This window comes from Paraburkholderia sp. J67 (genome assembly GCF_905220265.1).
GTDB lineage: Bacteria > Pseudomonadota > Gammaproteobacteria > Burkholderiales > Burkholderiaceae > Paraburkholderia.
On sequence record NZ_CAJMZK010000005.1, the window covers coordinates 314,327 to 340,509 of the forward strand.

A 26,183-nucleotide genomic window follows, 5' to 3' on the forward strand; every position below is an offset into this window, starting at 1 on the left:
CCTCACCACAGCTCACTCCCCTGATCGTGGCCAACGAGATGTTTACGCTTACCGCGCTTTACGGATCGACTCAGTCTTTCAAGCGGCGAATATTATTTCAATTGAAGCGCAGCTTAAACGACATTATCGGGATCCGGTATTCCACGACCGCGTAGCGTCTCAGATGCTTTTGGACAATCAGTTCATACCTGAGTATGAATTGACCGCGAAAGGTTTCTGGTTCTAGTCGTTGCAGGGTGCGCGCCGATTCCCTGCCGATGCCTTGCTCACTCGCAAAGAGCCATGTGGACGGGGCAAACGAGCCCTACACGGTCACACTGTTTGCGCGCCAGACCACCTGGTTGCGCCCCTCTCTCTTTGCACGGTACAGATGATCGTCAGCCGCCTTCAGAAGGTCGGCCGCGGGTTCGCCTGAATCCGGTTGCAGCGTAGCGCCGCCGATACTGACAGCCACGTGAGCCGTATCCGCCGCGTCGGAATGTGGCATGGCTAGCTTGTTCACCGCCTCGCGCAGATGATTGGTTAACTGCACGGCGCCTTTCGCATCCGTGCCCGGCATCAGCAAGACAAACTCCTCGCCACCGTAGCGGGCCACGAGGTCCGTCGAGCGTTGCAGTCCGCCAGCCAATACCGACGCAACGGCTTGCAGGACCCTGTCACCCATCGCGTGTCCCGCCCGGTCGTTGTAGTCCTTGAAGAAGTCAATATCGAGAATCGCCACCGACAATGAGTGACCATCACGCACTGCACGGGCCCATTCGGTCGCGTAACGGTCGTCGAAGTGACGACGGTTGGCGATCTCGGTGAGTCCGTCGATGTTAGCCAGCGTTTCCAGCATGCGGCGCTGCCTCGCGAGTTGCAGATGGCACCGCACCCGGGCGCGCACTACGGCGAGATTGAACGGCTTCGTAATGTAGTCGGAGGCACCCAGCATCAGCCCATGCTCCTCGTCCTCCGGCGTATCCAGTCCGGTGATGAAGATCACTGCGATCGCCGCGGTTCGCGGGTCGGACTTCAATTGGCGCAGGACGTCGTAGCCATTGATCTCGGGCATCACGACATCCAGCAGCATCAGGTCGGGCTGGTGCTGGGCCGCGAGTGCCAGCGCCTGTTCGCCGTTCTTTGCGAGGATGACCGTGTGGTCGGCCTTTAACAGTTCAGCCAGGACTTGACGGTTGATGGCCGCATCATCCACCACCAGAATCTTTTGCGTGTCACTCTTGGTCAAGCGATACTCCCAGTTGGATTCCCGCCGATACAGCCAGCGCTTCGAGTTGCTTCAGAGCCGCTCCATATTCGATGTCGGCCACTGCACTCCTGAGTGACGCAAACTCACTGCCTGGAAACGTCGTTCCCATAGCCGCCTGCAAGTCGGCCAGGGCTTCCTCCGAACGGGCGTCATCCGCCCGCAGCAGAGCGGCCAGCCTGTTCATGAGCGACGCGAGCCTGGCGGGATCCGGCATGTCGCCGGATGGAGCTGCCGGGATATCCAGTTGCCCGAGGCCCTCAACGACGGCCGCCAGCGTCCCGGCGAGATCGGGAACCAGCGCCAGCGCCTCATCGCCTGCACCGCGACGCACCGCCTTCTCGACCTCGCGTGCAAGCCATGACAGGTTTCCCGCGCCAAGATACGCCGAGGATGATTTCAGCCCATGTGCGATGTGCTCGATCGTTTTCAGATCGCCACCGTTCTGTGCGGCATCCAGAAGCGCCTGCGCAGACTGGGCATAATCCGCACGGAAATTTTGCACAAGCTTGTACAGCAACGCTGGGTTGCGATTGGTACGCTGTAACGCGAGTTGCCAGTCGACGCCCGCGAGCCGTGGTAACTGCACTCGCGGGCGATGTTCAGCAGAATGCGCCGGGTGGCCAGTATCCGGGATGGTTACCGTGCGCTTCGGGGTGAGCGGTCCGATCCAGCTAAGCAACACATGCATCAACCCGGCAGAATCGATCGGCTTCGTAATGTGGTCATTCATCCCCGCCGCGCGGCTCGCGTCCCGATCTCCCGCCATCGCATGAGCCGTCATGGCAATGATCGGCAACGAATCGAAACCCGCCATCGCGCGGATCTTTCGTGTGGCGCTCAAACCGTCCATGACTGGCATCTGTATATCCATGAGCACCAGATCGTAGTGAGCACCGAGTATGCGCTCGAGCGCTTCACTGCCGTTGCAGGCAACATCGACTTCGATTGGCGCCTGCGCAAGGAACTCCAGCGCCACCTCCCGATTAATCGCGTTGTCTTCAACCAGCAGCACTCTCGCACCCGCCAGTCTTGCGAGACGACTCGCGCCATCGGGCTGCTGCGTTTCGTGTATATCGGCTGCCCTGTCGTTGCGCAGCGCCGGGTACAACGCATTCAACAGCGTGTCATGCAGATCCGAAGGACTGACCGGCTTGGAAAGGAAGCCATCAATGTGAAGGCCCTCCGACTCCGCGACCACGTCGTCGCGCGAGTAGGCGGTAACCATCAGGATCGCCGGGGTCGAGGAAATACGCGCATCGCCTCGAATGCATCGGGTCGTGACCACACCATCCCAGCCAGGCATGCGCCAGTCCATCAGCACCAGGTCGATCGGCCTTCCGGCACTGGATGCGGCAACGAGAGCGTCGAGCGCGGCAATGCCGGACGAGGCGGTGGTCACCTTCGCGCCGAACGAGGCGACCATCTCTGCGAGCACCTCGCACGCAACAGCATTGTCATCGACCACCAAAACCCGTTGATCACGCAACGACAGGATCGCGCTCCGGTCGCGAGCGCTGTCTTCGCTGCTGATCTCAAACTGCGTAGTGAAGGTGAAGCGACTCCCAACGCCCGATGTGCTCTGCACATCGATCGCCCCGCCCATCATTTCGACCAGTTGTTTGCTGATTGCCAGTCCGAGACCCGTTCCGCCGTATTGGCGCGTGATTGAACCGTCGGCCTGCGAGAAAGACTGGAACAGCATCGCGAGTTGCGATTCGGTCATCCCGATGCCAGTGTCGGCGATCGAGAACTGCAAAATCGCGTTGGTTCCGCTCGCCTCAAGCAACGTGACGCTGACCACGATTTCGCCTTGCCGGGTGAACTTCGCAGCGTTCACGCCCAGATTGACCAACACCTGACTGAGCCGCAGCGGATCCCCCAGCAGAATGGGCGGAATGTTGTCGCCCACCCTGAACACGACCTCCACGCCAGTCGCCTCGGTATTCAGGACAACCAGGCTGGACAGGTTGTCAAGGATGTCGTCCAGTCGGAATGGCACCTTTTCGAGAACGACCTTGCCGGCCTCGATCTTCGAGAAGTCGAGGATGTCGTTGATGATACGGAGCAAGCTCTCGGCAGAGGCTGCAATTTTTTCGACGTAATTGCGCTGCTTCGGATTGAGATCGGTCTTCAACGCGAGCCTGCTCATACCGATTACGCCGTTCATCGGCGTACGGATTTCGTGGCTCATGTTGGCGAGGAACTCGGATTTCATCCGTGACGCCTGCTCGGCTTCGTCTTTCGCCATGCGCACCGCTTCCTCGGCGCGCTTTCGCCCGGTCACGTCGAGTGCCGTCCACACCGAGCCTTTGCTCAAGTCCTGCGGGTCGAGCGCGGCACCGTGATCCGCACACCAGATCTGGGTACCGTCCTTGCGCACAAAATGCGCGTCGCCAACATAGACGTTGTCAGCGATGACTTTGTAATCGGCTCCCGCCGCCTCCCACTCTTGATCGCTGCCGTAGAGGATGCGTGTGGACTTGCCGACCGGCTCACCCTTGTCGTAGCCGAAAAGTTTCTCGAAACCGCTGTTACAGCGGACGATTGTCCGATCCTTCACAAAGCAGATGCCGACCGGTGTGTGCTCCAGTACCGCTTTCTGCTCCAGCAGCGCCTGCTCGAGTTCGGCCCTGACACTCACTGTCGCCTCGTGTGCTGCCTGCACACGAGTTTCAGCCTCTGCAATCGCGGCAGCGAGCCGCCTCGATTCACTTACGTCACGCAATACCGCTTCGGCGCCGAGCCAGGCTTCGTTCGCCGCGTGAAACGGACATATTGTGGCTTCGAGCACGAGCGCAGTTCCGTCCCGGTGGCGTCCGGTAATCGATACATGCTGAAGCGCGCTTGCTGCGCGTAGGCGATCGTCCAGTTCGCTCCATCCGGCGGTGGGCATCCAGAGTGATTCCACATGCCTGCCCGGCATATCGCGCTCATGCGCGAAGCCAAAAAGGCGTGCGGCGGACGCGTTCGCAAGTGTGATGACGCCGTCCTGGTCAAAGCGAACCAGCCCATCCTGCATGTGATCGATCAGATTACGGTAGCGCCTCTCGCTATCCGCCAATACACGTGTGGCCCGTGCAACGCGCCGCGCTGCGTGCGCCGCCGCCCCGAGAAGCCCCGTCAAAGTGAGGATGACTGCCAATGCGTATTGCATCATCGGTTCGATTCTTTTCGTTGAATTCTTAACGACAATGTACTTCAGCAAATGCCCCGATGCACACCCCACATTGGGGCATCGCCACTACAAAACACTTGACTTCGAGGCAATGCGTGCAACCGGTGACGAGTGCCTGGTCCGCAATGGTCACGATACTCGGCCGATTTTAAGGCGATTTTGTGTTGGCGGTGCTGCTTCCTCCGGATGACCCCGTTATTTGTCCGGTATTTGGGCGATTTACCGTTCCTTCTTCCCGTTTCAAAATATTCCGTGATGCGCAATGCTCGGCCCGTCGAAAAGCCATCGCTCCCTCGCAAACCATGCCTCCCCCAGATAGTCTGGCTCGGTGAAAAAAGCTTCCAAAACGCCGCCACTTTGCATTTGTTAACTATTGTTAAGCGTCGGAATTTCTGGGTCGCGTTCGACTCGCGACCGCTTACACTGGTCATCAGCAAGCATCCCTAGATGACGCGCGCATCCTTTTGTTCCCATTCTGCATAAAGAACCCGACCCGGTCGTTACCGCAATTCCAACAGCAATAGCGAGGCAAACGTGGTTTCCGGCGGAAAATATTGGATTCCCGCACTTCTTGGGGCAACCGTCTTCATGGTTCTACCCATTACCCTCGGCGTGACATTGACCTGGCTTGCCGGACGGCAGACGCAAGTGCGGCACCTGAGCGCGCTGGCTGCCGATATTGGTCGACGCTCGTCCGAAACGCGCTACGAGGCTATTCGCGCGCTAGGCGAGGTACAAAGCGCGCGCAGGCCTGGATCGACATCTGTTTCAACCACCAGGGATCCTTGCTCCGAAAGCGAATTGGCGCGCATGCGAAACGTCGTCGCGACGAAACCGATGCTCAAGGGCATGGGCTATCTAGCCGACGGCGCACTCGAATGCACCACGATGACGAACCTGACGCAGCGCCAACCGTTGGGCGAACCGAAGCGCGTCGACTCAACCGGGATGAAATCGTGGAGCGACGTGAGTCTGCCCTCCTTGAGGAGCACGACATTCAATGTCAATGCGCAAGGCAACTATGTCGTATTCATTGCGCCGAGCGTCGTGCTCGATATCCTGCCGGCATCGTCGTCGGTCTCGTTTGCTCATATCAGCTTTCCATCTGAATCCGTGATTCGTTCTCATGGCATTTATGAACCCGCATGGGCACGACGGTTTCAGCAAGGTCACACGCATTTTGTCGACAAAGACACGCTTGTGGTCGCCGTGCGGACGGAAAAGAAAAGCGACGTGATTTTCGCGTCGATGCCCGTCACGTGGTGGCAGACACTATCTGACGGCCCCGCGCGCAGCGCGCTTCCGCTTTCTGTTCTGGTGGGTACTCTGTTGGCAGTACTCAGCTGGATCGCTATTCGCAGGTACTTCTCTCTGTCAACGCAGATCAAGATCGCGTTGAAAAAGGACGAGTTCTACCTGCTGTATCAACCCGTGATGGATTTACGTACGCTTCGATGCGTCGGCGCAGAGGCGCTGATCCGGTGGAAGCGTCGCGACGGCAAAGCGGTCGGCCCATCCGAATTCATTCCGGTTGCGGAGACGAGCAACCTGATCGTCGATATCACACAGAAAGTCATCGAATTAGTCACGCGCGATGCCGCACTGCTGATCAAGAACCATCCGGATCTGCATATCGCGATCAACGTCTCCGCCGCCGATTTAAACTCTCCCGAGACGCCAGCCAAACTCAATGACATGCTCGCCGCCATGAATGCACTGCCGGAGAATATCGTCATCGAAGCAACGGAGCGCGGCTTCATGACGCCGGAGAAGGCGACGGATGTATTGCTGACCGTGCGGGCACAAGGATTCAAGGTCGCTATTGACGACTTCGGCACCGGTAATTCGAGCTTGTCGTATCTCGCCACGTACAAACTCGATTACCTGAAGATCGACAGAATGTTCGTCGACTCCATTGCCACGACGGCGCCCACGCGGCAAGTGACGATGCACATCATCGAAATGGCGCACTCGTTGAATCTGCAAATGATCGCGGAAGGCGTCGAGACCATCGAGCAACGTGACATCCTGCGTGCTGCCGGAGTGCAGTTCGCGCAAGGATGGGTATTCGGCAAACCCATGCCTATCCAGGCGCTGGCCGCATTTGTGGCTGCGAATCCAGGCATCGCGCCGGGGCCGGTGTAGCACGTGAGCGCCCCATGCAGTCACTCGATTGCGAATGGCATAGCTCGAATTGCAGTCTATGACGTCCTTATTTCTGGACGTATCCATCGGCAATGACCACCCGTTGATGCGTTTTTTCCGGCGAATCCGCTTTGGCTGATCGGCAAGCATGGACCGTATAGACCTTTTTCGTGTATTCGCTCGCGTCGTGGAGTGCGCGAACTTCACGCGCGCGGCGAATACGCTCGGCATGCCTCGCTCGTCCGTATCGGCCGCCATTCAGGACCTGGAGAACCGCGTTGGCACGCGTTTGCTGAACCGCACCACGCGCAAGGTCACAACAACCCAGGACGGTGCAGCCTTCTACGAGCGGTGTCAGCGCCTGATCTCCGATGTCGAGGAAACGGAGAATCTGTTTCGTTCAGCGGACTTCGCCTTCGCCGGGACGTTACGCGTCGACATGCCCGGCCGGATCGGCCGCTTGATCGTCGCGCCAGCGCTTCCCGCGTTTCTCGATGCCTATCCCCAGATTGACGTCGAAATTAACGCAACAGATCGACCAGTCGATTTGACGGAGGAGCGGATTGACTGCGCGCTGCGCGTTGGCACGCTTGTCGAGTCCGAACTCATTGCCCGTCCGATCGGCACGCTCTCGCTTGTCAACGTCGCCAGTCCTGCCTATCTTGCCCGGCACGGCACGCCGCGCGATCCTGGCGACCTCGCCCACCACATAGCGATTGGATATGCATCGCCATCCAACGGTCGGCTCGCGCCGTGGGAATGGGTCGACGGCAACACGACGAGGACGCTCGCGATCAAGGGGCGCGTCGCCGTCAACAATGCAGAGGCGTATATCGCTTGCTGTCTCGCGGGCCTCGGGCTCATACAGATCCCAGCCTATGACGTGGAGGCCCATATCCGTGCCGGAGAACTGGTTGAAGTGTTGCCGGAATATCGTGCCGCACCCATGCCGGTCACGTTGCTCTATCTGCATCGGCAGCACCTCTCCCGTCGCTTTCAGGCGTTTGCCGACTGGCTTGTCGAACTCGTGAGAAGTCGGTGCGAAGCATGAATACGCCTGACGGTCGACCATCCTGTTGAGAGGTGGGGGGTGTTCAAGGGATACCGTTGCGGCAGTAGTCGGCGTAGCCTGGACGCCCTCGCATGCGATCCATGTACGCCAGCGTGGCTGGGAAATCTTCGTGCGCCAACGGCGTTTCGAGCCAGCGGTTAACCGAGAGGCCGATAGGAATATCCGCCATCGTGAACGACGTTCCGGCGATGAAGCCGCCGGTCTTCTCCAGTTGCCGCTCGATGATTGTCATGTGCCTGCTCCACGCTGTGCAGGACTGCGCGATCTGTTCCGGATCCTGGTAATCAGGAAGACGCCGGGTGAGCGCCAGGAACGCGTAAGCCCACGACTTGTTCAGATCGGTCGCCTGCCAGTCCATCCATTGGTCCACGCGGGCGCGAGCCGGTGCTGGCGTTGGGTAAAGGTGGGTGGCATGTTCACGATTGGCCAGATAGCGAATGATCGTGTTCGATTCCCAGAGCACGAAATCTCCGTCGCGAATGACGGGCACCATCGCGTTGGGATTAAGCGCGAGAAACTCGGGCGTGTGGGTGGAATGGAAGCCGACACCCCAGTCCTCACGCGTGAACACGATGTCCAGTTCGGCGCAGGTCCAGAGAACCTTGCGCACGTTGATGGAAGAGGCCTTCCCCAGTATTTGCAGCATGGCGATGACAGCAGGTTCGTGGTTGGTCGGGGCGACGCAGCAAACCTGGGCCGATCAGTTCCGCTGCCCAGGACGACCCAGTGTATCTGTCGGTCGTACGGCCCGACAGATACAGTTCTATTGCCATTCACTGGGCCAGGTGGACTACAGGTGTATTGCAGAATTGCAAACTCCCTACCGCGTGCTCTGTACTGATCGTGAAAGGTGCTCGCCTCTAGAGGTGTACTGACCTACGCCAACGCGTGCTTTGGCTAGCGGCGTGAGGATCTATCAGACCTGCATATTGCCGTGAAGCCGGGTTGATTCTGCATGATATGATTCACATACGAACTAAATATCCATCAATTTTTCCCGCTCAATCGTGAAGCACCGTCTCCTCTATTTGCTGAACGTCGGGCAACGCCGACTGCAACGCTGGTCGCAGGAACGCGCGGGAAGCAGCGGCGTGACGGCCGCCCAGGCAGGGCTGCTTTTTTTCCTCGGCGAGCATGACGGCTCGCTGTTGAGCGAGGCCGCTGCGGCACTGGATCTGGGCGCGCCGGGCATGAGCGGTCTTGCCGACCGTACAGAAAGAGCGGGTTTGATTGAACGCCGCGCCGACGAGTCCGATGGACGAGCCTCGCGCCTGTGGCTCACAGAGGAAGGTCGCGCCGCGCGCCAGCGTTCGAAACTTCGCATGAAGGATCTCAACGCCAGATTGACCGAAGGATTTACGGAAGCGGAGATCGACATCGTGGCGCGCTGGCTGACCAGCCTGCAATCCCGCTTCCCCCTCGCTGACGATCGCGACGCCTGATCGCCCCTCCCCATTCATACAGCGATCAATGCTGCGAGATGCTGGAAAAATCCGGCTTGCGCTTTTCGGCGAATGCCGAGAATGCTTCCCTCGCTTCAGCGCTTGCCAGCCGTTCTTCGAACTTCGCGCTCTCGCTGTCCATTTTCGCAATCAGCGCCTCGGCATTGCGCATGAGCAGTTTCATGGCGCTGAGCGAACCGGCCGGTTTTGCGGCGATCTTTTCCGCCATGCGCTTCGCTTGCGCACGTAACTCGTCTTTCGCACAGATCTTGTTCGCCAGACCCCACGCTACCGCACTGTTTGCGTCGATCGGCTCGCCCAGCGCGAACATTTCGAAGGCGCGCACGTGACCCACACGCAGCGGAAGCAGGTAGCTCGATGCTGCCTCGGGCACGAGCGCCAGGTTTGCGAATGGCGTCATCAATTGCGCGTCCGGCGCGAGCAGGACGTAGTCGCAATGCAGCAGCATCGTAGTGCCGATACCCACCGCCTTGCCGTGAACCGCCGCGACCAACGGAACCGTCGATTTCGCCAGTGCGTGCAGGAAACGATGCACATGCCGCTCGCCGGGCCCTTTTCCGGCCGCAATCGCGGCGAATTCGCCCACGTCGTTGCCCGCGGTAAAGATGTCACCGTCGCCTTGTACGAGTACCACGCGAGTCGTACCGTCCTGCCCGGCGTTTTCGATGAGATCGGCTAACGCGCCATACATCTCATTCGTCAGGGCATTCTTCTTGTCGGCCCGGGCCAACGTAATTGTCAGAATGCCATTGGCCTGTTCGACACGGATCTCCGCAATCATCACTATCTCCTGAAGTTTTAGTTCGCATGTGAAGTATATAAGTGATTCGCATGCGAAGTAAACTGAAGGAGATGCCTGGATTTTGCGCGAGTGCGGGATATCATCGGCCCGTTCGCGTCGCGTGCACCATGCCTGTGCTAGCCAGGAGAGTACGACAAAGTCATGCCGATACCGGCTGATCCCATCATCTTCCGATTGGTTATACTCCGGTGGTCGAACTCGTTGCGTCATGGAGTAAGCCCATGCATTGCATTGTGTGTTCTATCCGGCATATACGGGGTGCGTCGGTCTGCGTCTCACATAATCGACACCTGGGAAAGCGCGGGAGCAGGTTATCAACCGATAGGGCATCCGCAGGTCCGTGAAGTACCTGATTCTCTGTTTCGATTTTCTTGTTTTACTATAAAAACAAAGTAGAAGAGATCATGATGAATATAAGAAATATCCTGACAGCATTAGCGCTTGGCACATGCGTTCCGCTAGCTTCGGCTCAAGCACAAATGTTATCCGGTACGCCTCGAACTCCCGCCACAATTGGCCTTGCGTCGCCTGATCAGGTTGAATCAGCGAAGACGGCCGCTCAGATCAAACGTGTCGAATTTGAGCAAATTTTGAAGCGGCGCTTCGTAGTCCACGGGAATGAGGTTTATGACAAAAAGACCGATTTGACATGGCAGCGATGCAACTACGGCGAAACGTGGGACGAAGAGGAGCATTGGTGTAAGGGTGTGACGAAGCGCTTGAGCATGACCCAGGTTTTAGCGGACGTTGAGAAGGATCAGAACGGATGGCGACTGCCTGACATTGGAGAAGTCATGAGTCTTCTCGAAGTAGCCTGCGCAGATACTAAAACGGCGGACAACCCTGTGCCCGTTTTCCCTGAAATGTTGCCCAATACGTACTATTTATCGAGCTCGATGCGAGACGATCAAAACAACGTCAATGTTGGCCAATGCTTTGGCAGCATGGTCAATAATGTCGGCGTGGGCAAAGGGTACGTGAGTGTCGCCCGCCTTGTGCGTAGCGGGCACGCTTTCAAGTAAGCACACGTGAGGTCCACGCGTCGGTTGTCACTGGGCTCTAACCGGGATCCGCCGGGAGGCCGAATCCAGGCTCGGAACAAACACTCGCATCGCCATCACCCGTTTGCGCTTCTGGCCGGATTGAGCCGGTCAGCTGAACCTGTCGGAGTGCACAGTCCGGTTGACCTTCTACCTGCTCAATCGGCGTGCAAAAAATTGCAATCAAGTACGCGTCGCCCACGCTTTCCGGCTTCAGATTCGGCACCCTGTACGGTCAAGAAAAAGCCCGCTTTCCGCGGGCTCTTTCGTTCGTGGACGACCTGCCGACGTTCGCATCGATCTGCCAGGCGACGTACTTCCTCTCGGCCTTTATATCTGGGCAGCCGCAACCTGCTTGCCGGCGGATTTCCAGTGTTCGATATTCGTCTTGTCTGGAATGCGGACCGTCGGCAACAGCGGACTATACCCGAGCAATTTTGCTGCGCTTACCGCAAGCGTCTCCGAAGCAAGGCGTTCCTCCGAGAGCTTTGTACCGTCTGGGGTTTCGATGGCATAGCCATCGATTGGGCCCCACTGCCCCTTTGGCAGAGGTTCAATATAAACGTGCAACATCTCATCACTCCACAGGATTGAAAATCGGGTAACCGCTGTCCTGAGATTTCTCGGGCAGCCGCCAGATTGATACGCTTGCTAGTCAGCGTATCTCAACCCCGCCTCGAACAGGCCATCATTCCGCCCGTGAGAAATCGATAAAAAACACAAATAAATCAATCGCCTATATATTGAATTTCACAATATGCAATCCCATTGTTCCATGTGCAAGACAGGTGTGCATTCCCAGGTTTCGCCCTTCTGGCATACGCGACATAGTTTCAGGATGTGATACGGCACCCGGCTATCAATGCGGTACGTGAAGATCTTTGTGCCGGCTCCTCGAAGTTCAACGCGACGGGGCGCCACGGTCCGGGTCGGCTTGGCGCTGGCTTGCGGGACTGGGAATGTGGCTGCGTTACCCGTTCAATCACAGGGCAATGCACGGCAGTTCGTCATACGAAAGATCGAGATTTCGTCGGCATCGTACGCGCATGCTAATCGACGCAACGCTGTGCGCTGTGTACGTTGCGTGCCGCTGGGAACGTTCGCGCGTCCGCGATGACGTATGCCCTTGTCGAGCGAGCAGGCACCCCACAAGTGGTCACACCAACGGGTTTATCTCGCCAATGTGCAGACCAATTCGCTGAAACGCGGCAGTCGACGCTCTTCACAGCGAAAACGGATGTTGCCAACTGGTTGCTTATGCGACTTTGCGCTTAAGATGGAATCAATGCGCATAATCTTTCTACCCGCCCGCGAATCGCGGGAGCCAGAAGACAGCGCCTGAATCGACGCCAACAGGTGTTTTCATCATGCATGCGAGCGTGCGCGCCGTGGTCGCCCGTCGTACGGCTGCAATGAGGCCAGGGGGCGCGGCGCCGATCGCCGCGCTGCCGACGTCTGCCCGGCCTGGCTGGACGACCAGAATGCACCATGCCTTGCTCGCACTGGCTTGCGTGCTAGGTACGGTACCAGGCGCGCTTGCCGACACATCCACGAGTACAGTCGATCCCACCCACACGGCGCCCGACGTCGTCGCCACGAGCCACACCGAACCCGCCATTTCGCCACGAGACGCCGCCGTGCGCCAGGTCGTGTTGGGCATCATCAGCTTTACGCATTGGCCGACGCCGCCCGGCCGCCTGCATCTTTGCGTGACGGGCCGACCCGACTACGCACAGGGCCTGGTCGACGCGTTGCAGGCAGGCTCGACACCGCTCGAGGTGCAGCATATCCATTTCGATGATTCCGCCCTTGGGGCGGCCTGCGAAGTCGTCTATCTCGGCGCCCTGAGCGGCGCCGAGAAACAGCGGGTCAGCGCCACCGTGGCGGGCCACCCTGTCCTGACCATCGCGGAACACGATCCGTCCTGCACCGCTGGCAGCATGTTCTGCCTCAATGTCGATGGCGAACGCGTTACGTTCGACATCAATCTCGACGCCGTGGCGCGCAGCGGCGTACGCGTCCAGCCCAATGTGCTCAGTCTCGCGCGGCGGCCGGTGACACCATGAGACAGCCCCCGTCCTCCGCCTCCTGTGCGCGCCCGACGCTGCAAAGCGTTTTGCGCCGCGCGCACCTGCGTCTGGCGTTCGTCGCCGTCACGATGGCCGCCGTGTCGTTGATCATGGTCGCCGTGATCGCGTTGCGTGCCTATGCCGGCAATAACCTGAACCTGCTGGCCCGCTCGCTGGCCTATACGGTGGAGGCGGCGCTGGTGTTCGGCGACCGCGTCGCGGCGACCCAGGCGATCGTGCTGATCGCCAAAGAAGAGGACGTGGCCGAGATCGTCGTCTCGGATAGCGGGGGCCGGCCATTCGCGGCATGGCAATCGCCAGCGGCGAGCACGATTGCGAAGCTCGAGCGAGGGGTCGCCGGCATAGCGTTGCCTGGACCCGTAACGGTACGGGTGATCCACGACGGGGTCGTCGTCGGTTACGTCGAAGTTCGTGGCCAGGGGCACCAGTTCTTTGGCTTCCTGATCGGCGGCGTGGGCGGCATCCTGGCCTGCCTCGTGGTGAGCGTGCTTGGCGCTTACGTCAGCTCGAAGCACGTACTGCGCAACATCGTCGCCCCGCTGCACGCGCTGGCCGGCGTCGCCCACGCGGTGCGCCGCGAGCGTGCATTCGGGACGCGGGTCGAGGCCGCGGCAATCGCTGAACTCAAGGAACTCGGCGACGACTTCAACGCGTTGCTCGACGAATTCGAAGACTGGCAGAACAACCTGCGCCATGAAAACGCGTCACTCGAACACAAGGCGACCCACGATGCGCTCACGGGCCTGCCCAACCGTTCGCAGTTCGAAACCCGCCTCAAGAACGCCCTCGACGAGGCGATGGTGACGGGCCAGCGGGTCGCTGTCCTCTATCTCGACTGCGACCGCTTCAAGGAGATCAACGACTGCCTCGGCCATGAAGCCGGCGATGCGGTGCTGATCAGCATCGCGGCGCGCCTGCGCACGCAGTTGCGCGAAGTCGATCTGGTGGCACGCCTCGGCGGCGACGAATTCGCCGTGATGCTGGCGCCGATGCACGAACTGGCGAGCGCCACCCGTATCGCTGAGGACATCGCGTCCGGCATGACACCGCCGATCGCCTTGCCCGACGGCCGCACGGTGGCCACCATGATGAGCATCGGGATTGCGCTGTATCCCGATCACGCGTGCGACGCGAGCGGCTTGCTGCGAGCTGCCGACGCAGCGATGTACCGGGCCAAGCGTGCGCGACCGGGCTCGTGGCAATTCGCTGAAGGTGTCGCGGGGCCGGTTTGACGCAATGCGCGATAACTGCCGCAAAAATTTGAAACTGCGCGCACCACGCCCGCGCGCTCAAGGAGAATTCGATGAAGAAACACACGTCTCCTGAAGGTACCAGGCGAATGGTCGTTGCGAGCGCACTTTTCCTGTGTATGTTGCTTGCGGGCTGCAAAGCACCGCCGCTTTATCGTGGCCTGACGCAAACGCAGGTCCAGGCACTGACATCGGCGGGTTTCGAGGAGACCGGGCGAGGTTTCGAGTTCGGGTCGACGGGTCCCATTCTGTTCGACTTCGACCGCTACAACCTCAAGCCCGACGGCCGCCGGATTGTCGAACACATCGGCCATACGCTCATGTCGGCAGGGCTTACCAGCGTACGCGTCTATGGGTACACCGACGCAGAGGGTTCCAACGCCTATAACTTCGAGTTGTCGAAACGCCGTGCCACGGTCGTGGCGCTCGAACTGATCGACGCCGGCCTTCCCGCTGCCAATGTCGAGATCATCGGCAAAGGTAAGCGCGACCCGGTGGGCGACAACAGCACGGAAGCCGGCCGGGTGCAGAATCGCCGGGTCGCGATTATTGTCTCTCCGCGCTAAGCCGGCTATTGGCAGCAGCGCCCGAGTGCGAGCCAACCACTAGCGCTCGAACTCGGTCCCGCGCACCGCCTCAATCAGATGATCGACAAACGAGGCAATGCGCGCCGAGATCGCAGTATTGCGGTAGTAGACCGCGTTGATTGGCTGCCGGACATCCTGGGTCTGGCGAGTGAAGAGCTGCACGAGCGCGCCCTCGTGCCGGTCGCGCGCCGTCATGAAGTCGGAAAGGCACACGATACCGGCGCCCGCCAGAGCGAGCTGGCGCAACGTCTCGCCGCTCGACGACCAGATGGTTGGTGAGATGCGATACGGCTCGTTGTCCGGCCCCGATATCGGCCAGACATTGAGCGCCTCAGGCTGATTGAACCCCAGCAATGCATGCTTCGCGAGGTCCTGAACCCGTCTGGGGTGCCCGTGGGCCTCCAGATACGCCGGGCTCGCGAGAATGCGCACGCTGCACGTCTCCATCCCGACCGCCGGCATGCTGATCACCACCTACGCGATTGGCGTGATGGTCGGCGCGCCGCTGATGACGCTCGCGCTCTCGCGCTGGTCGCGCAGAACGGCGCTCATCGCGCTCATGAGCCTCTTCACCTTCGGCAACCTGCTCTCGGCGCTCTCGTCGGACTACACGATGCTCCTGCTCGCGCGCCTCGTCACGAGTCTCAATCACGGCGCGTTCTTCGGACTCGGCTCGCTGGTCGCGGCGAGCGTCGTGCCCCGTCACAAGCAGGCCAGTGCGGTGGCGACCATGTTCATGGGGCTGACGATCGCGAACATTGGCGGTGTGCCCGCCGCGACCTGGCTCGGCCAGACGATCGGCTGGCGCATGGCGTTCGCCGCGACCGCGGTGCTCGGGGTCGTCACGATGCTGATCCTGCGGATGGCGCTGCCCAAGGGCGAAGCCGGAAAGGTGCCGCACGTGCGCGGCGAGTTGAAGGTGCTCACCCGCCCCGTGGTGTTGATGGCGATGGCCACGACCGTGCTCGGCGCTGGCGCGATGTTCACGCTCTACACCTATATCGCGCCGACGCTCGAACAACTCACCGGTGCCTCGCCCTCCTTCGTGACGGCCATGCTCGTGCTCGTGGGTGTGGGTTTTTCGATTGGCAACGTGGCGGGCGGCCGGTTGGCGGACCGCTCGCTCAACGGCAGCCTGATCGTGTTCCTTAGCCTGCTCGTCGCCATCATGCTTGCGTTTCCGCTGCTCGCGACGAATCACATCGGCACCGCGATTGCCGTCGTGGTCTGGGGCATCGCGACCTTCGCCGTCGTGCCGCCCTTGCAGATGCGCGTCATGCGCGCCGCTTCCGAAGCGCCAGGGCTGGCCTCTTCCGTCAACGTGGGCGCCTTCAATCTCGGCAATGCCGTGGGTGCAGCCGCGGGTGGCGCGGCGATTTCAGCAGGCTTCAGCTACGCCGCGGTACCCATCGTCGGCGCCGTAATCGCCGCTTCGGGTCTGGCGCTCGTGTTCGTGCAAATGGCCCTGCAGCGCCAGCAGCCGCAGCACAGCTCGGCACGCGATCTCCCGCCGGGCAATATTTGATTTCAATTCAATTGTATTTCGCCTTTACTGCCGTTTTTCGCATAGATCGAAATCGGCACAATGACGCCATCGACCTCTCCTTTCCATCACTGACCCGGAGAACACCATGAGCAACATTCCCGCATTCGGCCTCGGCACGTTCCGCCTGCAAGGCCAGGTCGTCATCGACTCGGTGCGCAACGGCCTCGAAGCCGGCTACCGCGCGATCGACACCGCGCAGATCTATGGCAACGAAGCCGAAGTGGGCGAAGCGATGGCCGCTTCGGGCGTCGCGCGCAAAGACCTGTTCCTGACCACGAAAATCTGGGTCGACAACTACTCGCGCGACAAGCTGATCCCGAGCCTCAAGGACAGCCTGAAGAAACTGCGCAGCGACGAAGTCGATCTCACGCTGATCCACTGGCCCGCGCCCAACAACGGTGTTTCGCTCGAGGAATTCATGAGTGCGCTCGCCGAAGCAAAGTCGCAGGGCCTCACGAAGCAGATTGGCATTTCCAATTTCAACATCGAGTTGACGAAGCAGGCAATCGCCGTGGTCGGCAAGGAGAACATCGCGACCAACCAGATCGAGCTGAGCCCGTATCTGCAAAGCCGCAGGCTCGTGAGCTTCCTTCAGCAGGAAGGCATTCACATCACGTCGTACATGACCCTCGCTTACGGCAAGGTGCTCGGCGACCCGGTCATTCGCGCGATCGCTGAACGGCGCCACGCGACGCCGGCCCAGGTGGCGCTCGCCTGGGCGCTGCGCCTCGGCTATTCGGTGATTCCGTCGTCGACGAAGCGCGAAAACCTCGCGAGCAACCTGCTCGCGCAGACGCTCCAACTGACCGACGAAGACATGGCGGATATCGCCGCACTCGAACGCAATGGCCGCGAAGTGAGCCCTGAGGGTCTCGCCGCCCAGTGGGACTGATACGCAGAAGCCCATTCGCATCGCGGAAGCCGACAGCGCCGCGGCTGCCGCCCGAGCGACTTCCATACACACATCTGCGGCACCTCTGCCGCCCCAACATTCAAAGGAACACTCATGCGTATCACCATTCCCTCGCGGATCGGCTTTGGAACCGCTCCGCTCGGCAACATGTATCGCAACATCCCTGATCAGGAAGCCATCGCTACCGTTCATGCCGCCTGGGATAGCGGCATCCGATACTTCGACGGTGCACCGCTCTATGGCGCAGGGCTTGCGGAACTGCGCCTCGGCGAGGCGCTCGCACACTATCCGCGCAATGAATATGTCCTCGGCACCAAAGTGGGCCGCCTCATTCTGGATGAGATCGAATCCACCACGGCGCGCGATCTGGGCGAGAAAGGCGGCCTGTTCGAACACGGGTTGCCGAATCACATCGTCTACGACTATAGCGAAGACGGCACACTGCGCTCGATCGAGGACAGCCTCAAGCGCTTGCGCACGGACTATCTCGACTATGTCTGGATTCATGATCCGGCTGTGGACTTCCACGGCGAAGCGTGGCGCGATGTTTTCGACACGGCCATGTCGGGCGCGGCCAAGGCGCTCACGCGCCTGCGTGAAGAAGGGGTCATCAAAGGCTGGGGGCTTGGCGTGAACCGTGTCGAACCGTGCGAACTCGCGCTCGATCGCGCCGATCCGGACGGCTTCCTGCTCGCCGGTCGTTACACGCTGCTCGACCATGCGAATGCACTCGAAAAGTTGATGCCAGCGGCGGCGCAGCGCGGGCTCGGGATCGTAGTGGGTGGTCCTTACAATTCTGGCGTGCTCGCCGGCGGCTCATATTACGAATACCAGAAGGCGCCAGCAGAAATGCTCGCCCGCGTCGAAGAGATCAAGGCGATCTGCGCGCGCTTCGGCGTGGATATTCGCGCGGTCGCGCTGGCTTTCTCGCTTGCGCATCCCGCAGTGGCCGGGGTCATTCCCGGTGCGAGCCGCCCGGCACGCATTGCGGAGAATCTCGCGCTCGCTCGTTGCCCCATTCCCGCCGCGCTGTGGACCGAGCTGAAAACGGCAGGTGTCATCAACCCTGACGCGCCGACGCCGCAGAACTAAATACCAAGGATAACTGAACATGACAAGCGTTAGCGTATCCGTCGATATGGCGGCGCCCGTGGAGTGGGTCTGGGCAAGACTCCGCGATTTCAATGGCCTGCCCGGCTGGCTCGAATTCGTCCGTTCGTCGCGCCTGTCTCACGATGGCCAGCTGCGGCACCTGGAAACGATTGATGGAAAGACCATCGTCGAGGAACTGCTTGAGCTTAGCGAGCCGCACACTTTCTATCGCTACTCGATCGTGGAAGGCCCCGATCCGGTGACCGATTACACAGCGACGCTCAGCGCGCAGCAAAGCGCTGTCGGCGATACGACCGTCACGTGGTCGAGCCGTTTCGATCCCCTCGACACGCAAAAGGCCGAGTTGCTCGCCGGGCATTACGAGGTAGTGTATCGAGCAGGGCTCAATCGACTGAAGAGGCTCGTTGAGGAAGAGGCATCCGCGCGCGGGTAGTTCCGCAACACCACGCGAAACGAAGATCGCACACGCAGTGAGTTGCGTTCAGCTGAAATCTCGATCGAATGTCTGCTGGTCCGGCTGCGCAGTTGTTGATGCAAACTACGCCTGCCGTGCCACCGCTTGACGGCCGAAGGGGCTACCTATCACGCTCTCCGACAACAGAAAAAAGCGCCGGCCACCACGGGCCTTGATCACGTGAAAGCCGGCATAAGGGCACACTTCTTTTCGAAAGATTCCCGCCTCTTTAGCCTCCCCCGAGACTGGGCGACAGCGCACGAAAAATATGGATGAACGCCGGCCCCATCAGCACGGCGAGCAGAGTCGGAAAGATGCAGAACATCAGCGGAAAGAGCAGCTTCAGTGCGATCTTCGCCGCGGTTTCTTCGGCGCGCATGCGCCGCCGCGTGCGCAGCGTGTCGGACAGCACGCGCAAGGAAGTGCCAATGCTGGTGCCGAAGCGCTCGGCCTGAATCAGCATGGTTGCAAAGCCGTCGATGTCCTCCACGCCCGTGCGCATCGCGAAGTTACGCAGCGCTTGCTCCTTCGAAAAGCCCGAGCGCATTTCGAGCAGCAGCAGATCGAGTTCGCTGGCGACCACCGGGCTGCGCAGGCGGATTTCCTCGGCCACTTTCACCATCGCCGCATCGAGCCCGAGACCGGCTTCCACGCACACGGTCATCAGGTCGATCGCATCGGGAAAGTCCTCGAAAATCTGCCTGCGGCGGCGCGAGGCGTAGTGCTTGAGCACGAGTCCCGGCAGGTAATAGCCGATGCCCGCGAAGGCCACAAGCGCAAGCGGCAGCACCGCCGTGTTCGGGCGCAACGTCGTACCGACGAGCGTGAGCGAGGCCGCCAGCGGAAGCGCGAGCGCGAGCGCCGTACGCGTGCCGAGAAAGACCCCCACCGCGCCCGGCGAGCGCCAGCCCGCATTCATGAGGCGCACGCGCAGCGCCGAGAGGTCGCCGCTTTGGTCGGGCGCGGAAAGCTTCGAGAGCGGTGCGGACATCTGCGCGACGCGCTCGACCCAAACCGGCTTGTCATTGGCCGCGTCGAGCTCGCCAGGCTCGATCCGCTGACCGGCCGCGCGCGCGCCGGCCGCCTGCTCCACGCGCCGCCGCAAGGTGCGCGGCATGAGGGTGTAAAGCGCGCTCAAGGTGAGCACGAACACGCCGCCAAACAGGCCGATCAACACGACCCACTGCTTCAGATCCAGCGTCTGCATGATGTTCCCCCGTCCGTCTATTCGTTATCGATGTTGTCGATGCCGTCGATCTGCGTGATCCGGCGCGCCTCGCTCACACGCGGATGCGCACGATCCGGCGAATCCAGAGGGCCCCGCAGATCATGGAGATCACGATGCCATCGAGCAGCCGGATGCCCACCGGGTCGTTCCAGAACGGGTCCAGAAAATCCGGGTTGACGAAGTTGATGATCGCCGCCGAGCCGATCGGCAACATGCCGAGCACCCAGGCCGAGAGCTTCCCTTCCGCAGACAGCACGCGCACCTTGTCGAACAGTTTGAAGCGCTCGCGGACCAGCCACGCGATGCTGTCGAACAGTTCGGCAAGATTGCCGCCGGTCTCGCGCTGGATCAACACCGCGATCACGAGGTAGCGCAGATCGCGTACCGGCATGCGGTTCGCGAGCCCGCACAGCGCGTCGTTGAGCGAGACGCCGTAGTTGATCTCGTCGAAGGTCGTGCGGAATTCGCCGCCCGCGGGCTCGGGGAACTCGGTGCCCGCCATGTCGATCGCGCTGGAAAACGCATGGCCCGCGCGCAGCGCGCGCCCCAGCATGTCGCAGACCTCGGGCAACTGGCGCTCGAAGTGGCGCAGGCGGCGCGCGCGGTGGCGGCGCACGTGGAGCACCGGCAGCAGCGCGCCCGCGAGCGCACCGCTCAACGCCACCGCGAGCGGCAGGTTCGCGAGCGACGCACCCGCCAGCACCGCGAGGCCGAACGCGGCACAACTCGCGCACAGACGGCCGAGCGACCAGGGCAGGCCCGACTGCATCAGCCACGCGTCGAGCGAGTGCAGCCACGGCAGCGCGCGCGCAAGCGGCGTGGCCGCACCGAGCCGCCGCGCCTTGAGGATCGAGAGCGCTTCGCGGCGAGACGTACTGCCCGCCGTCAGCGATTCGAGGCGCGCGGCCATCCGCTTCGCCGCCGCACCGTGGCGGCCGTTCCACCAGACCCAGGCGGTCTGGCAGCTCATGACCACCGCGACGAACAGCAGCACGGCGGCGGTGAGGAAGGTCGTGTTCATATCGTCTCCTTGTGGACGCGGGCTGCGTTCACGCCACGTCGAAACGGCGGCCCGGATCGAACACCGCGTCAGGCAGGTTCACGCCGAACGCGGTAAGCCGGTCGCCAAAGTGTGGCCGCACGCCGCTCGCGCAGAAGTAGCCACGCACGTTGCCCGCCGCGTCGATGCCGGAGCGCTTGAACGTGAAGATCTCCTGCATGTTCACGACGTCGCCTTCCATGCCTGTGATTTCCGAAATGCTCATGATGCGGCGGCGGCCATCGGTCAGACGCGCGACCTGCACGATCACCGAAATTGCCGAGGAGATCTGCTGGCGCATCGTGCGCGGCGGCAGTGAAAGCCCGCCGAGGCTGATCATGTTTTCCAGGCGCGTTAGCGCGTCGCGCGGCGTGTTCGCGTGGATCGTCGCGAGCGAGCCTTCGTGACCGGTGTTCATCGCGTTGAGCATGTCGAGCGCTTCCTCGCCGCGCACTTCGCCGAGGATGATGCGATCGGGCCGCATACGCAGCGCGTTGCGCACGAGCGAGCGTTGCGTGATCTCGCCGCGTCCCTCGATGTTGGGCGGACGCGTTTCGAGCCGCAGCACGTGGGTCTGGCGCAATTGCAGCTCGGCGGCGTCCTCGATCGTGACGATACGCTCGTCGTCGGGAATAAAGGCCGACAGCACGTTGAGCAGCGTAGTCTTGCCGCTGCCCGTGCCGCCCGAGACCAGGATGTTGATCTTCGCGCGCGCGAGCGCGTTGAGCACTTCGGCCATCGGCGACGTGAGCGTCTGTAGCGCGACCAGATCCTCGATCAGGAGCGGCTTCACGGCAAAGCGGCGGATCGAGACAAGCGGGCCGTCGACCGCGAGCGGCGGAATGATCGCGTTCACGCGCGAGCCGTCGGGCAGGCGTGCGTCGACCATCGGGCTCGATTCGTCGATGCGACGGCCCACGCGCGAGACGATCTTCTCGATCACCTTCATCAGATGCGCGTCGTCGTAGAACGTAATATCGGTGAGTTCGAGCCGCCCCTTGCGCTCGATATAGGTCTGGCGTGCGGTATTCACGAGAATGTCCGACACGCCCGGATCGCGCAGCAGCGCCTCGATCGGGCCGAAGCCGAACATTTCGTCGTAGACGTCGATGGCGAGCTGGCGGCGTTCGAGTTCGCTCACGGGCGCTTTCTGCTCTTCGAGTATGCGCGCGATCAACGCCGCGATCTCCTGGCGGATCTGGTCCTGCGGCAGGCGCGTGAGACGTTCGAGCTCGACGCGTTCGAGCACCGCCTGGTGCATGTCGTACTTGAGCTTGCGATAGGCGTCCGACTTGATCGAGGCCGCCGTTGCAGCCGCCGCGGCCGCGCTCGAGCTTGCCGGCGCACCGGCGCCGCCCGAGCCCGTTTTCGCCGAATCGGCGAGCGCCGGTTCAATGCGCTGGGAAAAAATCTGGTCACGAAGCGACATGACGTGTCTCCGTTAAAGGGTACCGAGCTTCGGTGCGCCCTGGCGCCCGACGAAGCGTGCAAGCATCGACTCGCGCTTGACGCGCGCGCCGCCGTTGGCGCGCTGCGGCATGACGATGTCGGCCGCGAGCGTTTGCAGGCTGCGCGTCACGGCGCTGCCGCGCGCGGCTTCGGCGATCGGCACGCCGTGATTGATGGCTTCGCCGACCGCGCGCGCGTCGTCGGCGATCACGAGTTGCGGCTTGATGCCGAGCACGCCGGGCGCGGCCTCGCGCGCGGCCTCGTCGTGGCGCGTGAGGCGGTTGAGCACGAGGTGCAGGCTGTCCTGCGCGTAACCGAGCGCGTGCAGGATGTCGAGCAGACGCCGCCCCGCACGCAGATGCGGCATGCTCGCCTGCAGCACCACATGAATCTCGCTGCTGCGGTCGAGCGCGAGCATCGACAGGGGATTGATGCTCGGCCCCAGATCGAGGATCACGAAGTCGTAGCGCGGCATCGCCACGCCGAGAATCCATTCGAGCCGTTCCGCGCGAATCTCGGCGGCCTTCACCGGATCGCCCGCACCCGCGAGGATGTCGAACTGCGGGCCCGCGTGCGTGACGCTCGCCTCGAAGAACGCCACGTCCATGCGGTCGACCTGGGCGCTCAGTTGTTCGAGCGTCGAGGGCGGCGCTTCGCCGGTGACGAGAAACGCGGCGTCGCCGTAAAGCTGGTTCAGGTCGATCAGCAGCGCACGCCGCTGATGCGTGCTTGCGATCATGTGCGCGACGTTGGCCGCGATGAAGCTCGCGCCCACGCCGCCCTTGCACGAGACGAAGGAAATCACGCGCGTCGAATGCACGGCGGCCGCGCTGCGCTGCTCGCCCGCGCGTTGCAGTGCGTCGCCGATCGCGCGGCGCTCCGGTTCGCCCGTGAGTACATCGCGAAAGCCCGCGCGCATCGCCGCGATCAGCGCTTCGGGAGAGGCCTCGGGAATCAGCAGGATGCAGGTCAGGCGTTCGTGGCGGCGCGTGAGGTCGGCCACGGCGGCGAGGTCGGCGTCGTGCAGCGTGCGCGCGTCGACGATCAGCACGTCGAAGGCGTCGAGCGTATCGGCGCGGCCCGCGAGTTGGCCAGGGCGCACCGCCGCACGCGTCGTGCGGTACGAGCCGCACTCGGCGACCAGCCGCACGAGGCTGCTCAGGCGCGCTTCGTCCGTCGAGGTAATGAGTAAGTCGATCATGATCGTGTGGCTCCGCTAAGGGCCGCGTTCCCGCCGCCCGTGGCTTGATCGCGCTTGCCGCGCCGCCGCAGCGCTGTTGCTGCTGGCTGGCCGCGCGGCGCGCCGCTTCGAGAGTCGTTGACGGGTCGGGTCAGTGACTCGTGCCGCTGGTCACGCCCATCGTGAAGGCGTTGTCAGAGACGGGCGGCTTCTGGTACGACTCGGTGTAGCGCTCGATCGACGCCGCCGCGGCTTTGCCGTCGATGCCCGGCGACAGGTTGACGTGCTGCGCGGCATCCGGGTCGATGATCTGCGCGCGCATGGACGTGCGGACCGCTTCGCCGAAGTGCGCTTCCCAGATCGGCGAGCTGGTCATGCAGCCGCCGAGCGCGGCGCTCGCCACCGTCATCGCCAGCAGGCGGCCGATGTATGCGTAAAGTGTGTTCATGGCGTCCCATCTCCCTCGATCACTGTGCGCCGGCGGCGGGCGCCGCGTCGGCAGGTTCGTCGTGTCCCGCACCGGTGGCCGATGCGAGGCGCCGCGTTGGCTGGCCGTCGTTCGCCGCCGTGGGTGCCGGCGGTGCGGCAGACGTCACGGGCGCGGCGGGGGCTGCGGGCACCGGGGCCGGCAACTGAGCGGGCGTTTGCGGCGCGGGCTGCATGTCGCTTTGCGGAGCCGTGCCAGGCGCGGCCGGTGCGGCAGGCGTGGCGGCGGGCGGCGGCGCGAAACGTCCCGTGTTGCGCGCGGCGCGGCCTTCCATGTTGCCGGTGGCGTAGACGTCGGCTTCGCTTGGCTGCGTGAAGCTGTCGGTCGGCATCGGCAGTTGCGCGAGCGACTTCACCGGCTTCACCAGATGCGGCGTGATGATGAACACCAGTTCCGATCGGTCCTGCTGGAACGACGTGCTGCGCAGCAGCGCGCCGAGCACCGGAATCTCGCCGAGTCCCGGCAGCGCCTTGAGCGAGCCCGTGATGTTGTTGCGGATCAGGCCGCCGATCGCGAACGACTCGCCATCGGCCATCTGCACCGTGGTCGAGGCCCGCCGCGTCGTGATGAGCGGCAGGATGGTCTGGCCGCTCACGTTGGCCGCCGTGAGCGTCACGCCCGTGGGCGAGAGCTCCGAGACTTCCGGCGCGACGCGCAGATTGATGTGGCCGTTGCCCAGCACCGTGGGCGTGAACTTGAGCCCCACGCCGAACTCCTGTTCTTGCAGCGTGATCGCCGTCGCGCCGGAACCCGAGCTTTGCGGCACCGGGATGAACACTTCGCCGCCCGCGAGGAAGGTGGCTTCCTGGCCGCTGATGGTGACGAGATTCGGCTCGGCGAGAATCTTGACGAGCTGGTCGGTCTTTTGCGCGTCGATGGCGAACTTGAGCGGCAGATTGTTCGCCTTCGAGAAGCCTAGTACGCTCGACGCCCCCGCGAGCAGATTGCTCACGAGCGCGCCTTGCCATGAGCCGAAGCCCCCCTGAATGTTGATCGCCGAACCGAGTTGGTCAAGCAGCGTCTTGTCCACTTCGGCGACCTTCACTTCCAGCATCACCTGCTGCGGCGTATCGACGGCGAGCATGTTGAGCACGCCACCGTTGTTTTTCTGATTGTTGCTGCCCTCCTTGCTCACGCCGAACGCCTTGGCGATCTCCACGGCCTGCGCCGCCGCCTGCGCGCTCGAGACATGGCCCGCGAGCACGAGATTGTCGGCGGCCGTGGACACACGGATGTCGCGCTCCTCCGGCATCAGCTGGCCGAGCGCCGCTTGCAGGCCGCCCGCGTCCGCGCTCACGATCACGTCGATCACCTGGCACGCACCGCTGCGTCCCTGGACGATCATGTTGGTGGTGCCCACCGCCTGACCGACGAGATAAAGCGTCTGCGGCGAGACCATGGTGGCCTGCGCGATCTCCGGATTGCCGAGCGTGCGGTTGCGCACGGGTTCGTCGACGGGTACCAGCACCGACTTGCCGAGCGGCACCACGACGTTGCGCTCCGAATGAATCGCGCCGACGCAGTTCGGCCCGCGCAGCGGTCCCGCCACGGGCTTGGGCGCGCCGGCCGCCGGCGTCGGCGCCATGCTGATGGTCATCTGCATCGGTCCTTTGCCCATCGGCGCGGGCGCGGTGAGCGCGCCCTTCGACAGAACCGCGCCCTCCGCCAGTTCCTGCGCCGCGCCGGGCGTGCTCGCGAGCAGTCCCGAGTAGACCATCAAGGCCGTGGCCGCGAGCGCCGAGCGGCGGTCTCGCCCTTGCGCCGAAGCGGCGCGCTTGCTTTGCTTGTTCATGGCTTAACACCCCGTATCGAATCTTATGGATCGCGCAACGCCTTGCCGCGCTCGCGTCTGTCTGCTTCATGCGACTCGTGCTGCGTTGCCGTGGTCGCGACTTCGCTGC

21 protein-coding genes and 2 pseudogenes are annotated in these 26,183 nt (G+C 62.2%); 11 read left to right on the forward strand and 12 right to left on the reverse strand.

The window, feature by feature from the left end; genetic code table 11:
* Nucleotides 1–304: 304 nt before the first annotated feature.
* Both U5782_RS12970 and U5782_RS12975 read right to left on the reverse strand, forming a co-directional pair.
* Nucleotides 305–1,228: a diguanylate cyclase gene (locus U5782_RS12970; protein WP_322044216.1), complete on the reverse strand. Its 924-nt coding sequence runs from the start codon at nucleotides 1,226–1,228 to the stop codon at nucleotides 305–307.
* Nucleotides 1,215–4,406, reverse strand: a complete 3,192-nt coding sequence (locus tag U5782_RS12975) for a response regulator (RefSeq protein ID WP_322044217.1) — start codon at nucleotides 4,404–4,406, stop codon at nucleotides 1,215–1,217. Before U5782_RS12975 ends, U5782_RS12970 begins: the two co-directional genes overlap by 14 nt.
* A gap of 606 nt (nucleotides 4,407–5,012) precedes the next feature.
* Here U5782_RS12975 and U5782_RS12980 point away from each other — a divergent pair.
* Together U5782_RS12980 and U5782_RS12985 are read left to right on the forward strand one after the other, a co-directional pair.
* Nucleotides 5,013–6,569 (forward strand): EAL domain-containing protein, encoded by a 1,557-nt coding sequence (locus U5782_RS12980; RefSeq protein ID WP_322044218.1) that lies wholly within the window; start codon nucleotides 5,013–5,015, stop codon nucleotides 6,567–6,569.
* Between the two features lie 148 nt (nucleotides 6,570–6,717).
* Nucleotides 6,718–7,620, forward strand: a complete 903-nt coding sequence (locus U5782_RS12985; protein ID WP_322044219.1) for a LysR family transcriptional regulator — start codon at nucleotides 6,718–6,720, stop codon at nucleotides 7,618–7,620.
* A gap of 43 nt (nucleotides 7,621–7,663) precedes the next feature.
* Here the strand turns inward: U5782_RS12985 and U5782_RS12990 are convergent, their stop codons facing one another.
* Nucleotides 7,664–8,287, reverse strand: a complete 624-nt coding sequence (locus tag U5782_RS12990; protein ID WP_322044220.1) for a glutathione S-transferase — start codon at nucleotides 8,285–8,287, stop codon at nucleotides 7,664–7,666.
* A gap of 361 nt (nucleotides 8,288–8,648) precedes the next feature.
* Between U5782_RS12990 and U5782_RS12995 the strand changes: the two genes are divergently transcribed.
* On the forward strand, nucleotides 8,649–9,083 hold the full coding sequence (locus U5782_RS12995; RefSeq protein WP_322044221.1) for a MarR family winged helix-turn-helix transcriptional regulator: 435 nt from the start codon (nucleotides 8,649–8,651) through the stop codon (nucleotides 9,081–9,083).
* A gap of 25 nt (nucleotides 9,084–9,108) precedes the next feature.
* On the opposite strand, the gene U5782_RS13000 is transcribed toward U5782_RS12995, so the two are convergent.
* On the reverse strand, nucleotides 9,109–9,885 hold the full coding sequence (locus tag U5782_RS13000) for an enoyl-CoA hydratase (RefSeq protein WP_322044327.1): 777 nt from the start codon (nucleotides 9,883–9,885) through the stop codon (nucleotides 9,109–9,111).
* A 425-nt stretch (nucleotides 9,886–10,310) separates the two neighbouring features.
* On the opposite strand from U5782_RS13000, the gene U5782_RS13005 reads away from it, so the two are divergent.
* Nucleotides 10,311–10,928: a DUF1566 domain-containing protein gene (locus U5782_RS13005; protein ID WP_322044222.1), complete on the forward strand. Its 618-nt coding sequence runs from the start codon at nucleotides 10,311–10,313 to the stop codon at nucleotides 10,926–10,928.
* Between the two features lie 348 nt (nucleotides 10,929–11,276).
* On the opposite strand, the gene U5782_RS13010 is transcribed toward U5782_RS13005, so the two are convergent.
* Nucleotides 11,277–11,519 (reverse strand): hypothetical protein, encoded by a 243-nt coding sequence (locus U5782_RS13010; protein ID WP_322044223.1) that lies wholly within the window; start codon nucleotides 11,517–11,519, stop codon nucleotides 11,277–11,279.
* 794 nt (nucleotides 11,520–12,313) lie between these two features.
* Here U5782_RS13010 and U5782_RS13015 point away from each other — a divergent pair.
* The 3 genes from U5782_RS13015 (at nucleotide 12,314) to U5782_RS13025 (ending at nucleotide 14,852) form a co-directional block, all read left to right on the forward strand.
* Nucleotides 12,314–13,012 (forward strand): YfiR family protein, encoded by a 699-nt coding sequence (locus tag U5782_RS13015; RefSeq protein WP_322044224.1) that lies wholly within the window; start codon nucleotides 12,314–12,316, stop codon nucleotides 13,010–13,012.
* Entirely contained in the window at nucleotides 13,009–14,268 is a 1,260-nt protein-coding gene (locus tag U5782_RS13020; protein WP_322044225.1) for a diguanylate cyclase domain-containing protein, read from the forward strand. The genes U5782_RS13015 and U5782_RS13020 overlap by 4 nt, the downstream gene beginning before the upstream one ends.
* Nucleotides 14,269–14,339: 71 nt before the next feature.
* A complete protein-coding gene (locus U5782_RS13025; protein WP_322044226.1) occupies nucleotides 14,340–14,852 on the forward strand; it encodes an OmpA family protein in 513 nt (170 codons plus the stop codon).
* Between the two features lie 39 nt (nucleotides 14,853–14,891).
* Here the strand turns inward: U5782_RS13025 and U5782_RS13030 are convergent.
* Nucleotides 14,892–15,305 (reverse strand): annotated as a pseudogene (locus tag U5782_RS13030) (LysR substrate-binding domain-containing protein); the annotation flags it as partial.
* A 1-nt stretch (nucleotide 15,306) separates the two neighbouring features.
* Between U5782_RS13030 and U5782_RS13035 the strand changes: the two are divergent.
* The 4 genes and pseudogenes from U5782_RS13035 to U5782_RS13050 form a co-directional block, all read left to right on the forward strand.
* Nucleotides 15,307–16,398: pseudogene (locus U5782_RS13035) on the forward strand (MFS transporter); the annotation flags it as partial.
* Between the two features lie 106 nt (nucleotides 16,399–16,504).
* Nucleotides 16,505–17,311 (forward strand): 2,5-didehydrogluconate reductase DkgB, encoded by an 807-nt coding sequence (gene dkgB, locus U5782_RS13040; protein ID WP_322044227.1) that lies wholly within the window; start codon nucleotides 16,505–16,507, stop codon nucleotides 17,309–17,311.
* Between the two features lie 114 nt (nucleotides 17,312–17,425).
* On the forward strand, nucleotides 17,426–18,424 hold the full coding sequence (locus U5782_RS13045; protein ID WP_322044228.1) for an aldo/keto reductase: 999 nt from the start codon (nucleotides 17,426–17,428) through the stop codon (nucleotides 18,422–18,424).
* Between the two features lie 19 nt (nucleotides 18,425–18,443).
* Entirely contained in the window at nucleotides 18,444–18,878 is a 435-nt protein-coding gene (locus tag U5782_RS13050) for an SRPBCC family protein (protein WP_322044229.1), read from the forward strand.
* Between the two features lie 250 nt (nucleotides 18,879–19,128).
* On the opposite strand, the gene U5782_RS13055 is transcribed toward U5782_RS13050, so the two are convergent.
* The 6 genes from U5782_RS13055 to U5782_RS13080 all read right to left on the reverse strand — a co-directional run bounded on the left by U5782_RS13055 (nucleotide 19,129) and on the right by U5782_RS13080 (nucleotide 26,074).
* Nucleotides 19,129–20,106: a type II secretion system F family protein gene (locus U5782_RS13055; protein WP_322044230.1), complete on the reverse strand. Its 978-nt coding sequence runs from the start codon at nucleotides 20,104–20,106 to the stop codon at nucleotides 19,129–19,131.
* Between the two features lie 73 nt (nucleotides 20,107–20,179).
* The gene (locus U5782_RS13060) at nucleotides 20,180–21,148 is read right to left on the reverse strand and encodes a type II secretion system F family protein (protein ID WP_322044231.1); all 969 of its coding nucleotides are present in this window, start codon (nucleotides 21,146–21,148) and stop codon (nucleotides 20,180–20,182) included.
* A 28-nt stretch (nucleotides 21,149–21,176) separates the two neighbouring features.
* Nucleotides 21,177–22,595, reverse strand: coding sequence for a CpaF family protein (locus U5782_RS13065; RefSeq protein ID WP_322044232.1), 1,419 nt, complete (start codon nucleotides 22,593–22,595; stop codon nucleotides 21,177–21,179).
* 12 nt (nucleotides 22,596–22,607) lie between these two features.
* Complete coding sequence (locus U5782_RS13070; RefSeq protein WP_322044233.1) at nucleotides 22,608–23,816, reverse strand: AAA family ATPase; 1,209 nt, start codon at nucleotides 23,814–23,816, stop codon at nucleotides 22,608–22,610.
* Nucleotides 23,817–23,946: 130 nt separating this feature from the next.
* Complete coding sequence (locus tag U5782_RS13075) at nucleotides 23,947–24,243, reverse strand: hypothetical protein (RefSeq protein ID WP_322044234.1); 297 nt, start codon at nucleotides 24,241–24,243, stop codon at nucleotides 23,947–23,949.
* Between the two features lie 19 nt (nucleotides 24,244–24,262).
* On the reverse strand, nucleotides 24,263–26,074 hold the full coding sequence (locus U5782_RS13080; protein WP_415914313.1) for a type II and III secretion system protein family protein: 1,812 nt from the start codon (nucleotides 26,072–26,074) through the stop codon (nucleotides 24,263–24,265).
* Nucleotides 26,075–26,183 lie beyond the last annotated feature (109 nt).